The organism is Alicyclobacillus cycloheptanicus (assembly GCF_028751525.1).
In the GTDB taxonomy this organism is placed as follows: Bacteria; Bacillota; Bacilli; order Alicyclobacillales; family Alicyclobacillaceae; genus Alicyclobacillus_L; species Alicyclobacillus_L cycloheptanicus.
Genome location: NZ_CP067097.1, coordinates 2,772,060 through 2,786,464, shown reverse-complemented (window position 1 = coordinate 2,786,464; position 14,405 = coordinate 2,772,060). Strand labels below are relative to the sequence as shown.

At 61.4% G+C, this 14,405-nt stretch carries 10 protein-coding genes; 2 read left to right on the top strand and 8 right to left on the bottom strand.

Annotation, left to right across the window (positions count from 1 at the left end):
* Window positions 1–273 precede the first annotated feature (273 nt).
* Window positions 274–2,625, bottom strand: a complete 2,352-nt coding sequence (locus JI721_RS12825; RefSeq protein WP_274455263.1) for an endonuclease MutS2 — start codon at window positions 2,623–2,625, stop codon at window positions 274–276.
* A gap of 124 nt (window positions 2,626–2,749) precedes the next feature.
* Between JI721_RS12825 and JI721_RS12820 the strand changes: the two genes are divergently transcribed.
* Window positions 2,750–3,100: a phage holin family protein gene (locus tag JI721_RS12820; protein WP_274455262.1), complete on the top strand. Its 351-nt coding sequence runs from the start codon at window positions 2,750–2,752 to the stop codon at window positions 3,098–3,100.
* Between the two features lie 104 nt (window positions 3,101–3,204).
* Here the strand turns inward: JI721_RS12820 and JI721_RS12815 are convergent, their stop codons facing one another.
* From JI721_RS12815 to JI721_RS12795, 5 genes are all read right to left on the bottom strand, one after another.
* Window positions 3,205–3,750, bottom strand: a complete 546-nt coding sequence (locus JI721_RS12815) for a CvpA family protein (RefSeq protein WP_274455261.1) — start codon at window positions 3,748–3,750, stop codon at window positions 3,205–3,207.
* An 11-nt stretch (window positions 3,751–3,761) separates the two neighbouring features.
* Window positions 3,762–4,034 carry a cell division protein ZapA gene (gene zapA, locus JI721_RS12810; protein WP_274455260.1) on the bottom strand — a complete coding sequence of 91 codons (273 nt, stop codon included), beginning with the start codon at window positions 4,032–4,034 and terminating at the stop codon, window positions 3,762–3,764.
* Between the two features lie 80 nt (window positions 4,035–4,114).
* The gene (pheT, locus tag JI721_RS12805; RefSeq protein ID WP_274455259.1) at window positions 4,115–6,595 is read right to left on the bottom strand and encodes a phenylalanine--tRNA ligase subunit beta; all 2,481 of its coding nucleotides are present in this window, start codon (window positions 6,593–6,595) and stop codon (window positions 4,115–4,117) included.
* Between the two features lie 32 nt (window positions 6,596–6,627).
* Complete coding sequence (gene pheS, locus JI721_RS12800; RefSeq protein WP_274457853.1) at window positions 6,628–7,665, bottom strand: phenylalanine--tRNA ligase subunit alpha; 1,038 nt, start codon at window positions 7,663–7,665, stop codon at window positions 6,628–6,630.
* A 545-nt stretch (window positions 7,666–8,210) separates the two neighbouring features.
* Window positions 8,211–9,410, bottom strand: a complete 1,200-nt coding sequence (locus JI721_RS12795; RefSeq protein WP_274455258.1) for an acyl-CoA dehydrogenase — start codon at window positions 9,408–9,410, stop codon at window positions 8,211–8,213.
* Between the two features lie 182 nt (window positions 9,411–9,592).
* On the opposite strand from JI721_RS12795, the gene mscL reads away from it, so the two are divergent.
* The gene (mscL, locus tag JI721_RS12790) at window positions 9,593–10,033 is read left to right on the top strand and encodes a large-conductance mechanosensitive channel protein MscL (RefSeq protein WP_274455257.1); all 441 of its coding nucleotides are present in this window, start codon (window positions 9,593–9,595) and stop codon (window positions 10,031–10,033) included.
* A gap of 94 nt (window positions 10,034–10,127) precedes the next feature.
* Here the strand turns inward: mscL and JI721_RS12785 are convergent, their stop codons facing one another.
* Together JI721_RS12785 and JI721_RS12780 are read right to left on the bottom strand one after the other, a co-directional pair.
* On the bottom strand, window positions 10,128–11,762 hold the full coding sequence (locus JI721_RS12785) for an APC family permease (RefSeq protein WP_274455256.1): 1,635 nt from the start codon (window positions 11,760–11,762) through the stop codon (window positions 10,128–10,130).
* A gap of 349 nt (window positions 11,763–12,111) precedes the next feature.
* On the bottom strand, window positions 12,112–14,202 hold the full coding sequence (locus JI721_RS12780; protein WP_274455255.1) for a S9 family peptidase: 2,091 nt from the start codon (window positions 14,200–14,202) through the stop codon (window positions 12,112–12,114).
* Window positions 14,203–14,405 lie beyond the last annotated feature (203 nt).

The following is a 14,405-nucleotide window of genomic DNA, read 5'->3' as shown; positions in this document are numbered from 1 at the left end:
CGCAACTTGTCCGGCCGCCATAGGGCAGAAAACACGCCTTAATGCAGCCAACCGGCAACCGATCCGGTCGCCATAGGGCAGAAAACACGCCTTAATGCAGCCAACCGGCAACTTGTCCGGCCGCCATAGGGCAGAAAACACGCCTTAATGCAGCCACCCGGCAACCGGTCCGGTCGCCATAGGGCAAAAAACACGCCTTAACGCAGCCACCCGGCACCCCCGCCCCAAAGCCGCACCGCAACCGGTCCGGCCGCCGATTACTCCCCCGCCACACTACTTCAGCGTCACCACGGTCACGCCGTCGCCGCCTTCGCCGGGGCCACCCGGCGCCCACGTGGAAACGTGACGATGGCCGGCAAGATAGCGGCGAATCGCGTCACGCAGGGCGCCCGTCCCTTTTCCGTGGATCACGGCCACGCGCTGCAACCCGCTCAACACCGCGTCATCCAGGTACTTTTCCACGCGCGCAATGGCGTCTTCCACGAGTTCTCCTCGGACATCGAGCTCCAGTTTCACGTCCTTTGGCAGTCCGCGGCGCGACGGGGGCGCCTGCACAGGTGCGGGTCGATTCTGCAGCAACTCGACATCCGCCGGCCGCACCTTGGTCCGAAGTGCGCCCATCTGCACCGTCAGTGTCTCCCCATCCACCTCCAGGACCTCACCCTTCTGCCCCAGCGTCAACACGCGAACCACGGCGCCGGGCCGAATGACGACGCCCCCCGAGCCCGAACCCGAACCGCCCGCCCTGGACGCGCCCGCCCCACGTTTGGGCTGTTCAGGCAGTGCGCCTTCCAGCTGCTTGCGGAGGGCGACCAGTTCATGGTCTTTCACGCCGTGATCGGTCCGCATCTTCCGAAGTTCTGCGATGATGCGTTCCGCCTCGGCCTGCGCGCGCTCCACGGCGCGGCGGGCCTGCTCGGCCGCTTCCCTGCGGATGCGCTCGGCCTCCGCGTCGAGCGCCTTTTTTTGCGCTTCCCACGTCAGCCGCAGTTGCTCGGCGGCCCTTTGCTCCTCCAGCGCTTCCTGCGCGGCGCGTTCGGCCTCCCGGCGGGCGCGCTCCATCTGGGCGATTAAGTCCTCCACGCGAACATCTTCCGTGCTCAACATCGATCTCGCCCGTTCCAACACAGACCGTGGCAGCCCCAGCCGCTCAGCAATCGCCAGCGCGTTTGACCGCCCCGGCACGCCAATCACGAGCCGATACGTGGGGCGCAGGGTTTCCACGTCAAACTCCATGCTGGCGTTCACCGCGTTTGGCTCACGGAAGGCGTACGCCTTCAGCTCCGGGTAATGAGTGGTGACCGCCACACGGCACCCTCTGGCGTTCAATTCGTCCAGGATGGCCATCGCCAAACTCGCGCCTTCGGTCGGGTCAGTCCCGGCACCGAGCTCATCCAGCAAGACAAGACTTCTTGAGGTCACGCGGGAAAACAAAGGAACGATGTTTCGCAGATGGGAGGAGAAGGTCGACAAGCTCTGCTCAATACTCTGTTCGTCGCCAATGTCGACGTACACTTCGTCGCACCAGGCGATTTCGCTCGCTCGTCTGGCGGGCACGAAGCAGCCGGACATCGCCAGCAAGGTCAAGAGCCCCACTGTTTTCAGCGTCACGGTTTTTCCGCCCGTATTGGGACCCGTGATGAGGAGCATGGTAAAGGTCTCGCCGAGTGTCAGGTCGAGCGGCACGGCTTGCGCCTTGTCAAGCAAGGGGTGCCAGGCTTGACGCAGTTTCCACACCCCGTCGTCACGCAGGGTCGGACGGGTCCATTCATGGGCATTTGCGTGTGCCGCCTTCGCAAACCAGGCATCGAGGCAAGCCAGGATGTCCGCGTTCGCTTCCAGCGCATCCGCGACGCCCGCCACGACCCCTGACAACGCCGACAGAATGCGTTCAATCTCGCGCTCTTCCTCGGCCATAATCGCCTGCACCCGATGGCTGGCCTCCACGGCCGCCTGCGGTTCAATGAAAACGGTGGCCCCGGAAGACGACACATCATGGACGACGCCGGGAATCTGGTTCTTGAACTCCACCCGCACGGGCAGGCAGAAACTGTTTCCGCGCAGGGCAATGACAGGTTCCTGCAGCATCCGTTGATGACGGCGCATGACGTCTTCCAACACCTGTCGGACGCGGCTTTCCATGTGCCGCCGTTCCTGGCGGAGGCGCTGCAAGACGGGGCTCGCACGGTCGGCGATGGTCGCGTCGTCCTGCACTTTGTCGCGAATTTCCACTTCCGTTTGCCGCGCGTCAAACAATCCAGCCGCCTTGGCGGTCAAATGCGGCATCTCCAGTTCATCCGTATGCGCTTCCAGTGCCTGTCGAATCATGCGTCCTCCGTGAATCAAGTTGGCAATGGCCAGCAGGTCGGAAGCAGATAACGTGCCGCCGATGGCTGCCTTTTTCAACATCGGACGCACGTCGGTCACGCCGCCAAACGGCAGGCTGCCAAAGCGGAGATCAAACTGAAGCGCTTCATCCACTGCGGACAGTTCACGATGGGCGTCCTCCAGCGATGTGCACGGTTTGAGTTCATCCAGTTTCTCCCGTCCCAGACGACAGGCGGCATACGACTGGATTTCTGATTTTATGCGGTCAAACTCAAGGATCTTGAGTGCACGGTCCATGGAAGTTCACGCAGCTCCTATTCAAAAAATCAATCCTGACGTGCCGAAAAAAATCCCATCCGATTGTACCACATGAACCCGCGCGATGCGGGCAAGCTAGGTTTAACGCGAAAGGAGGAGCAAAATGAACATTCTAGGCACCGTTGTGCGATTTGTCGTGTCAGCGCTGGTCTTGATGTTTGTCGGCTTCCTCGTTCCAGGCTTTGCCGTCCTGAACTTCTGGACAGCACTTCTTGCAGCGGTTGTGATCGCGCTGTTGGGGTGGGCTATTGAGGCATTGTTTGGGCGTCGTATTTCTCCGTATGGACGAGGCTTAGTCGGCTTTATTTCCGGTGCAGTCGTGCTGTATGTTGCACAGTTGTTTGTTCCTGGGATGCGGGTCACAGTCCTCGGCGCACTCTTGGCGTCCTTGGTGATTGGGATTATTGACCTGTTCATCCCCACTGAGATGCGGGGCAGTCGTCGAGCAGACTAACCGCGCGGCGTGTTTGATGCCTTCCCCAATCAGCGCGTGTGATTCACGATCGAACTCGCCCACAAGAGGTTTGTGGGCGAGTCTCGTGATGTCCGTCGGACAGTTCAGGTCAGATTTCCCGTGTGGCCACCCATATCGGCATGCGGTACCTTGGCAGAGGTCCACAGCTGTTTGCTTTCCACGTTCATCCATTGCACGATGGACGATTGGTGCAGCGCCGCCTGCAGTTTCGGCGCATTGACATACTGAACGACCAGGATGGCCACATAGACAAACAGCAGCGCTAACACCAGCCCCGCCGCCAAACCAGCCAGGCGGTTGAGCGTGGACAGCACCGGCAGACTGAACAGCGCGTCAATCAAACCGGATGCGAAGCGCAGCAGAAAAAATGTCACGACGAATACCAGGGCGAAGGCAATGACGCCAGACCAGTCGCCGAGCCAGAACCCCAAGGCACCCGCGGACGGGACGTGCATTTGCCGGACAAAAGGCTCAATGGCAGGCGCCACATAGGGGCGCAGCCACACCGACAAAAAATAGGCAATGACTGCCCCAAACAGCCTCGTGATTTGGCGGACAAAACCAGTGCGATACCCGTTCAGGGCCCCCAGCGCAACAATGATGACAATCACGATGTCTACGCCGTTCATGGGCGCACCCCCTAACTTGGTTCGGACCGGGTGGTTTCATCAAGCAACGCGGTCAATTCCTCGTACTTCTCGCGCAGTGTCACCAGCTCATCCGCCACGTTGAGCGCCGTCAGCACGGCAATTCGCTTCAAATCCAAATAGGAATGAGATTCGCTGAGCTGCCGCATCAATTCATCGACCAGCTTTGCGACTTGTTTCATATGTTCCTCCGATTCCTTGCCACGCAGGGTGTACTGGGTGCCAAGAATCTCGACGCGTACCCGATTGACGCCGCTTCCTTCCACAAGTCTGTCCCTCCCTGGCCTGTCTACCGTGCCAAGGTATTCGTTTTACACCAGGCAATCTCCTGCCGAAGCACGTCGAATTACGCCGTCCTGAGGGTGGCGCCCAGCACCTGCTTCCAGCGCTCCAGAATCTTCTGTTCGAGCGCCTCCATTTCTTCGTCGGTGAGCGTCCGATCGTCCGCGCGATAGGTCAGTGCCAGCGCGACACTCTTGTGCCCCTTTGCCACACCCGGCCCGGTGTAAACGTCAAACACAGCGCAGTTCTCGAGGATGTTGTCCGCCGCCGCAGCCGTCTGGATGGCCAAGGTGATGAGTTCCTGTGCCGGCACGTCCCGTTTCACCACTACGGCCAAATCGCGCCGGGCGGCCGGGAATTTCGGCAGGCTCTTGACACGAAGCTTCTCCACCTGCAAGGCCAGCACGAGATCTAAATCAAACTCCGCGTACATCGCGGTTCCAAGTTCCAGGGCATTCGCCGTCTCCGGGTGCAGCTCCCCAAACGTCCCAAGCTGCTCGCCGTCCACCAGCACAACCGCCGCACGGCCCGGGTGGAGCCAACTCGTCTGCGCCGGCTGGAAGCTGGTGCGGCCCGCCAGTCCTAAGCCCTCCAGCCAGGTTTCGATCACGCCCTTCGCGTCGTAAAAGTCGTACCGTCGCGGGCGCTCGCCGAGGGCCGGCTCGGTGACACCGAACCACAGCCCGGCCCACTGCATCCGCTCACACGGCTGCTTGGTCAAGGGCAAGCCCTCCGGCCAGTACACCCGGCCGATTTCAAAAATCTCGCCCCCGTTCACGCCGCGGGCCAGGTTGTAGCTGGCCACCTGCGCCAACCCGGGCAGCAAGTGGGTGCGAAGCGCAATCCGTTCTTCCGACATCGGACGAAGCAGCGGGATCATCTGCCAATATGGGGACGACTGGTCCAGCCGCAGCGGCTTCAAGGCGTCCGGATGGCTGAAGGTGTAGGTGAAGACCTCCGTGAGACCGCACCCAGTGAGGATGTCCCGCGTCGCCTTTTGCAGCCGTTGATGGCGGTCGCGGACGCCGGCGGTGGTCGGACCCACGGGCAGCGTGGCCGGTACCGCATCCAGGCCGTACAGGCGCCCAATTTCCTCCACCAAGTCCGCTTCCAGCGTGATGTCTGGACGCCGCGTGGGCACCTGCACGACCCACTGCGTGACCGCGCCGCCTGAGGGCGCCGCGGAACCCGCAGCGTCCGCCGCCGGACCTTCGGAAATGCCAAAGCCAAGACGCCGGAAGATGTCCTTCATCTCCGTTGCAGGAATCGCTGTGCCGAGCAGCCGATTGCACCGTTCTGGTGAAAATGGCACGGACGTGAAGGCTGCGGCTGGTTCTGCCCCGGCGGCGACCACACTGCCGACCAACTCCGCCCCCGCCAGCGTCTGCAGCAGCGCCGTTGCGCGCACCAGCGCACCGCGGACGGCAGCCGCGTCGACGCCCTTCTCGAAGCGCTGCTGCGCTTCCGAACGAAGCCCCAGGCGCTGGCCGGCACGGCGAACACTGGCTGCATCAAACACGGCCGATTCGATGATAATCTGCGCGGTCTTCGCTGTGATTTCAGAGTTTTGCCCGCCCATCACGCCGGCGATGCCAATGGCGCGATCGACATCGGCAATGACAATCGTATCCGCGTTCAGCTGCCGGGTTTCGCCATCCAAGGTGACCAGGGTCTCGTCCGGCTGCGCCTGGCGGACCACAATCGTATGGTCGTGGACTTCATCCAGGTCAAAGGCATGCAGCGGCTGTCCCCACTCCAGCATGACGTAGTTGGTGACATCCACAATCAGATTGATGGGACGCACGCCCGCCGCCAAAAGCCGCGCCTGCATCCACAGCGGAGACGGCACAGACTGCACGCCGCGCACGACCTGCGCCTCGTACCGCGGGCAGCGGTCGGTCAAAAGTTGAATCCGGACCGCGCCGTCCGCCGCCGCACTGCCGGATGTGATGTGCTCGGGAAAGTGCACCGGCCGGTCGAGCAGCGCCGCCACTTCGTAAGCAAGCCCCCGCAGCGACAGACAGTCACTGCGGTTTGGAGTCAAGTCAATTTCCAGCACCACATCGTCCAAGTGGAGCAGTTCCACGACGTCCTGTCCAATCGGCGCATCAGGCGGTAACACGTAAATGCCCTCAGTCTGCTCTTTCGGCAGCAATCGAACTTCCATGCCCAGTTCTTTCGCGGAGCAAATCATGCCCTGCGATTCAATGCCGCGCAGCTTGGCGACGCCAATCGGCCCCCCCGGGAGCACACTGCCCGGCACGGCCACAGGCACGCGCTGCCCAGCCGCCACGTTTTTCGCGCCGCAGACAATCGTACTCGGCGCTGCCGCCCCAAGGTTCACCGTACACACGCGCAGCCGGTCCGCGTTTGGATGCGGCTCGCAGGTCAAGACTTCCCCCACGACGACGCCCTGCACGCCTTGATTTCGGGGCGTCACCGCGTCCACGGCCAACCCTGCGTTGGTCAGCCGTTCGGCGAGGTTACTCGGAGCGATGTCTCGGATATCCACGTATTCGTTCAGCCACTGGTAGGAAAGTTTCACTTCAGTATCCTCCTGTCACATCACGCGTGCCGTTACATCACGCGGTTAAACTGACAAAGCAGACGCAGGTCGTTCTGGTACAGCAAACGAATGTCGTCGATGCCGTATTTGAGCATCGCGATGCGTTCGGGACCCATGCCGAAGGCAAACCCGCTGAACCGCTTGCTGTCGTAGCCCGCGCCATCGAGCACCCGCGGATGCACCATGCCGGATCCGAGAATCTCAATCCACCCTGTGTCCTTGCAGATGCGGCAGCCCGACCCGCCGCAGTTGATGCAGCGCACGTCCACCTCCGCGCTGGGCTCCGTAAACGGGAAGAAACTGGGCCGCAGCCGAACCTCCTGGTCCGGCCCGAAAATGGCGCGCGCAAATTCCAACAGAACGCCCTTCAGGTCGCTCAGCCGAATGCCTTCGTCGACCACGAGGCCCTCAATTTGCGTAAACGCGTGCGAGTGTGTCGCGTCGTCTTCATCACGCCGGTAGACGCGCCCCGGCACAATCACCTTGACTGGCGCGTTGGGACGCATCCGTTCCATCGTGCGCACTTGCATCGGCGAAGTGTGCGTCCGGAGCAGCAGTTCCTCCGTCAGGTAGAACGTGTCCTGCATGTCGCGCGCGGGATGGTCCTTGGGGATGTTCAACATCTCGAAGTTGTACGTGTCAGTTTCGACTTCGGGCCCCTCGGCAATCTGGAACCCCATGCCCAAAAACACGTCTTCAATCTCCTCGATGACCTTCATCAGGGGATGCACAGCACCCCGCTTACGGCGCCGGCCCGGCAGTGAAATATCAATCGTCTCCGCCGCAAAGCGAGCCTGGAGCAGCAGCGCCTCCACTTCCTGCTTACGAGCCTCAAACGCAGCCTGCAGCGCAGCCCGAACGTCGTTGACCCAGCCGCCCACGACCGGCCGCTGTTCGGCAGTCAAGGACCCCATCTGCCGCGAAATCTGCGTGACTGGACTCTTCTTCCCGAGGTACTGCACGCGCCACTCGTCCAGCGCACGCACGTCCGTCAGCGGCTCGAGCGCTCGCAGGGCCTCCTCTTTCACGCCCTCCAGCTGTGATTGAATGCGAAGCACATCATCCATCGTGATTGTCCTCCCAACTCTGTGTGTCCGACAGGTTGCTGCCCCTGCTCAAACAAAAGAGCAGGTTCTCCCAGAAAGGGACGAGCCTGCTCGCGGTACCACCCTCATTGGCGATGTTCCGTGCCTTCGCCGACGGAACGATTTGCCGCTCCACGACGACACCAGCAGAAACACCAGCCCACTCAACGCCCGGTAACGGAGGCTGCCCGGCGCCGTCTACTGAGCCCAGGGCTGTCGCGCGAAGCGAGCGATCCCGGTGCCGTTCCACAGCGCTGCTTCAGGGTGAACTTCGCGACTGCCGCCGCATGGCCCGCTTTCAGTCTCAGGCGGTGCCTCCCTGCGAAGGGCAGCAATCGTTACTCTCCCTGTCATTGCATCTACGATGTATCCGTAAGTCGTCGACACTCCAAACAGATGCCTTAGAGTATATACGACCGACTGCACCTGTGCAACCGACCGCACGGCCACCCTGCCCATGACAAGGCCGAAGGCTGCGCGGCCACCCTGCCCGCGACACGGTCCGGAAGTTACCGGCCGAGTTCCAGCCGCGCCACATCTCGGCGGTGCACTTCATCGGGGCCGTCCGCCAGCCGCAGTGTCCTGGCGCTCGCCCACATCTTGGCCAGCGGGAAGTCGTCGCTGACCCCTGCCGCGCCATGCACCTGAATCGCCCGGTCCATCACCTTCAACGCCATGTTCGGGGCAACCACTTTAATCATGGCGATTTCCTTGCGGGCCCCCTTGTTTCCGACCGTATCCATCATGTAGGCAGCCTTGAGCACAAGCAGGCGGGCCTGCTCAATTTCAATGCGCGAATCGGCAATCCACTCGCGCACGACCCCTTGCTCCGACAGCGGTTTGCCAAATGCCGTACGTTCCTTCGCGCGCTTGACCATCAACTCCAGCGCACGCTCCGCCGCGCCAATCAAGCGCATACAGTGGTGGATGCGTCCTGGGCCGAGCCGACCCTGCGCAATCGCAAACCCCTTGCCCTCGCCCCAGATGATATTGGACGCGGGAACCCGGACGTGATCGTAGAAAATTTCCGCGTGCCCATGCGGCGCGTCATCGTACCCAAAGACCGGCAGCACGCGCTCAATGTGCACACCCGGCGTGTCGAGCGGCACGAGAATCATCGACTGCTGCTCATGGCGCGGCGCGTTCGGGTCCGTCTTCCCCATGACGATCGCGATTTTACACCGCGGGTCGCCCGCACCGGACGACCACCACTTGCGCCCGGTGATGACGTATTCATCGCCGTCGCGTTCAATGGTCGCCTGGATGTTGGTGGCATCCGACGAAGCCACATCCGGCTCGGTCATGGAGAAACACGAGCGGATCTCGCCGTTCAACAGCGGCTTCAGCCATTGTTCCTGCTGTTCTTTGCTGCCGTAGCGCGCCAGCACCTCCATGTTGCCCGTATCGGGCGCGTTGCAGTTGAACACTTCGGGGCCAATCGCACTGCGCCCCATGATTTCGCACAAGGGCGCGTACTCCAGGTTGGTCAGGCCGGCACCGTATTCGCTTTCAGGCAGAAACAGGTTCCACAACCCAGCCGCCTTCGCCTTTGCCTTCATTTCCTCCATGATGGGCGGAATTTGCCAGCGATTTCCGGAGGCGGCGAGTTGTTGGTGATAGACCTGTTCGCCAGGGTAGACGACTTCTTCCATAAATTCTTGCAGTTTCGCCATCAACTGTTTGACCTTGTCCGAGTATTCAAATTCCATAGGGTTCTCCCTCCCGGTTCCGCGCACTGTACATGCGCGCTGTGGCCGTGCCAGCGCACCCTTCATTCCCTTCCATCATATCACGAAGCGGCGGCAAAACACGGCGTCAAGTTGCGCTATACTTGCTCGTATCCTATAGTAACCGCTGCATGTCCACTTTCGAATTGGAAGAGAGGGATTGGATGTTCCGTGAATTCAAGGCATTTATTGCGAGAGGCAACGTCATTGACCTGGCCATCGGCATCATCATCGGGAGCGCGTTCAATAAAATCGTCTCATCCCTTGTGAATGATATCGTGATGCCGCCCATCGGGCTGCTGCTCAAGCACGTCGATTTCAGCCAGCTCTACATCAATCTGTCCGATAAACACTATCCAAGTCTGTCCGCTGCGGAGGCTGCGGGAGCCCCGACGATTAATTACGGGAGCTTTATCAACAACGTGATCGACTTTCTTATCATCGCGGTGGTGGTCTTTCTGGTGATTCGACAAATCAATCGGTTCGCGCCGCATCACGAGGAAGCCCCGCCTGCACCAGCGAGAACCTGCCCGTTTTGTGCCACGGAGATTCCGCTTCAGGCGACCCGCTGCCCACACTGCACCTCCGAACTTCCCGCTGACTGACAGCGCTTGTCGCGTCGGCGCACACCGCGCGTCTGGTACGTCAAAAGCCCCTTTCACCCGGCAGGACCGGGTAAAAGGGGCTCCCGCGCTGGCCTTACGCCAACGCATCATTGGAGGCAGCACCTTCTTCTGCTGCCAATGCTTGCACCGCTTCATCTTCCAGCTCGGCGACATCGCGCGTACGCCAGCCGCTGTGCACACCCCAGGCATAAAACAAGAGCGAGGAAACAGCCACCAGGAGCATATCCCAGCCGTACGGAATCAGGTTGGTTCCACCGAACTTCGAGCTGCCGAGATAAGACACCGCCATCATATACAGCAGGTACACGATGAGCCAGACCCCGGCTTTCATGGTCCGCCCGAAGTCTCTCCAGCCGCCTTTTCCCTGGTAGTACAAGAACATCGGCACACCCACCACCATGACCAGGATGACCTCACCGGTCAACGGCCACGTGGCCCAGTACAGAATGAGCGACGCCAGCATGAACGCCGCTGGCGCGACCACTTTCATCCAGCCGATACGGACCGGACGAGGTAAGCGGGCGGCCGTTCGACGGAGGGACACCACCGCGACAGGGCCTGTGACGTAGGAGACGAGGGTCGCGACCGAAATTACCCCGGACAACTGTCCCCAGCCGCGGAACAGCGCGAGGAACAAAAACGCAAGTCCGAGGTTCAGCCACATCGCCCTGCGCGGCACCTTGTAGAACGGATGCACCGTGCCAAACACCCGTGGGAACCAACCGTTTTCACTCATGCCGAACAGCATGCGTGCCGTCGAAGCCGTGTACGTGATGCCCGTACCCGATGGCGACACAAAGGCGTCGGCGAACAGGATAATCGCCAGCCAGTTCAATCCCACTGATAAGGCCAGGTCCGCGAACGGCGAGCTCAGGTTGATGCCGCCCCAGCCGTGTCCCAGCAAGGAGGGACCGAGCGCACCAATAAACGCCGTCTGCAGCAGCAGGTAGATGACGCCCGAAATCAGAATCGAACCCACCACCGCGCGGGCGACGGACTTGTTGGGGTCCCGCGTCTCTCCCGCAAAATTCACCGGGCTCTGAAAGCCGTTGAAGGCAAACACGATGCCGGACGTGGCGATGGCCGTCAGCACGCTCGCCCCGCCGTACGGCATGAACCCGCCCGCGACGTGCGTAAAGTTACCGGGATGAAACCCGCTCACAATCAGGCCGACAGCGGTCAATGCAGGAATGACCAGCTTGACAATCGTGATGGAACTGTTGACCCGCGCAAACAACCCAACCGTCCAGTAGTTGATTAAGAAGTAAATCACGACCAAAATCGCAGAGAATCCAAGTCCAACCGGCGTCAGCGACGTGCCGTTATACAGGTTGTGAATCCACGCGGGGACCCAGTGCCACGGCCACGAACTCATGTATTGAATGGAAGCTTCCGCTTCAATCGGAATCACAGAGACAATCGAGATCCAGTTCGCCCAACCGGCAATAAACCCCGCGAGCGGACCATGCGAGTAGTGCGCGTAGCGGACTGCACCGCCTGATTTCGGAAACGTCGCGCCAAGTTCCGCGAACGTCAGTGCCAACAGCATAATGGCGCCCATGCCAATGACCCAAGCCAGAATCGCAGCCGGCCCTGCTACTTTGGCTGCCTTCCAGGCGCCAAACAGCCAGCCGGACCCGATAATCGAGCCCACGCCCGTCATGGTGAGGGCGAAAGTGCCCATTTGTTTTCTTAGTCCTTTTTCCATGTTGAACCCCCCATCTACGGTGTCCTTGTCATTCGCTGCGGGAGATTTTGATTCAAACCAGATTTGTACGAAGGGGACCTTCCTAGTATACAGGCCAGCTTCCTGGCGAAGCTATCGGGAAACGATGGAAGCGCAAACAGACCAGGCAGCCCCTCGTCAGCAAGCCCCAGCACAGACAAGCCCTTCATTTGCACGAGTTCTTGATTTGCCGCAAACGTGGCCTCCTGCCAATCGCGCTCCTGGTACAGCCGACCAGCACCCTTCCCCAGCCCGCCGAGCGTGAACCGTGTGCGCGGCGCTGGTGTGTCTCCCGGTTTGCGGCGGCAATTGCCACTTGTCCTCACCTCACTCACTTCGTCTGCGGCAAGTGTTCGTGGATGAACTCGAAAATCGCGTTCAGGCGCGCTGCGCGCAGCTTCGGCTTACCGTTGCGGGAAAGCCCGTGGCTCGCGTTCGGAATGCGCAACAGCGCCACTTCCCCACCCAGCCGCTTGATGGCGGTGTAAAACTGCTCCGCCTGCTCCATCGGGCAGCGCAGGTCGTTTTCCGAGTGAATGAGCAACAGCGGCGTCTTCACGTTTTTCACGTAGGCCAGCGGAGAGCGCTGCCACAACTCATCCATGTCGTCGAACGGGGTGGTGCCGTGCTGCGCTTCGCAGAACAGCGGACCGACGTCGGAAGCGCCGTAGAACGAGACCCAGTTGCTGATGGAGCGCTGCGACACCGCCGCGAAGAAGCGATCGGTATGGCCCACCAGCCAGTTGGTCATGAAGCCGCCGTAGCTTCCGCCTGTCACCGCGACCCGCGTTTCATCCAGAAAATCGAACTGCGCAAGGGCCGCATCCAGCCCGTTCAGCACATCCGCCGCGTCGCCCTCGCCGTAGTGATGGCGCACCGCGTTGACAAACGCCTGCCCGTAGCTCATGCCGCCGCGCGGGTTCGTGAACACCACGGCGTAACCCTGCGCCGCGATCCACTGCATCTCATGAAACGGCGCGCAGCCGTAATTGAGCTGCGGCCCCCCGTGGATTTCCAGCACGACGGGGTACTTCCTGCCCGCTTCATAATTGGCTGGCTTCATCACCCATCCTTGCACGCGCCAGTCATCCTGCGAGGTGTACCAGAATGGCTCCGGTTCGACCAGCGCGACCTCGTCCAAAAACGCGTTGGCAGCATCCAGCCGCTGCTCCCGTTCGGGGAAGAACGCCGTCCGCGTCTCCGTCATCGGCTCCGTCACGGCGCGCGGTATCCGCTTTCGTGCAGGCACGCCTGACGTATCGACCGCCGCGATTTGCCCCGGATGCGTCGACGTCGCGTACGCGATGACAAAGCGCTGACCGTCGACGGTGTCAAATCCGTAGATGTCGCGGGACCCGCCAATGATGATGTCCGCGTCACCCGTGCCATCGGCGGCGAAGCGCACCACCTCGCACGCGCCTTCGCGGCTGCTCTGCGCAAAGACAGCGCGGCTGTCCGGCGACCACACCGGCGGCATCTCCCGCGCGTTCGCCCGCAAATCTGTAAGGGTGGTGTCGCCCAGCGTGTCTGGAAAATCACGCGTCACCCAGACGGCTTCGCCGCCGTCACTGGGCAGGACGAAGAGGTGGTTGTGCGCCGCCGACCAATACTCGAACAACGCCGGCCCGTTGCCGAACACCGCCAGCTTGGTGCCGTCCGGAGAATACGACAATGCGTTGCCGGAGAGGTCCTTCGCGAGCAGCGTCAACGCTCCGCCCGCAGCCGCGACCCGGTACACGTCCGCCACCCACCACTCGATGTCCGGGTCGGCGCGGCGGTTGGAAAGAAATGCGATGTACTGACCGTCCGGCGATACCGCTGGCGCATGCACGTCGTACGGCCCGTCCGTCAGCTGCCGCACATCCCCCGTTTGCACGTCGATCGCGATGAGCTGCTGGAACCGGTGTTTGGACAGCCCGGCGCCGTCCAGCTTGTAGCGCAGACGGTCATAGCGCTTCGGTTCGTCGCGCCACTTGTCGGCTGCTTCCTTGGCCTGTTTCTCCGCTTCTTCTTCGGACAAGTCTGGCTCGTACACCGCCACCGTTCCGCCGCGGTCAACAGCGGTCAGGCCGTACAGGGTGGTTCCGTCCGGTGACCAGCACAGGGAACTCACGCCGTGTTGGAGCCGGGTAACACGCCGCGCCTCGCCGCCATCGGTCGGCAGCACCCAGACCTGGGATTGAAAGGCGCGATCGGACACAAACGCGATGTGCCGGCCGTCCGGCGACCAAGCGGCGCCTCCGTTGTGCTTCCCAAGGGTCGTGAGGGGGCGCAGATTCGAACCATCCGCGTTCGCCAGCATGAGCTGGGTAATATACCCATCCCCTTTGACATCGACAACCGTCTGTTCAAACACCACGCGCGTGCCATCGGGTGACAGCGACGGGTTCGCCACGAGTTCAAAGCGATGTAAATCCTCCAACGAAACAGGTCTCCTGGTCAACACCATCACTCCTTATATATCGGCAAATGTACGGCAACACATCGGGCCAAGGATTCGGGTCGGCGCACTCACAGCTTCCATCATATCAAATTCGAGTCAGCAACGTAGGCTTGTCATGCATAGGTTCGGCCCGCCGTGGCATGCTGTCATTGCAACCAAAGTGACGAGACGCGACAACGGAG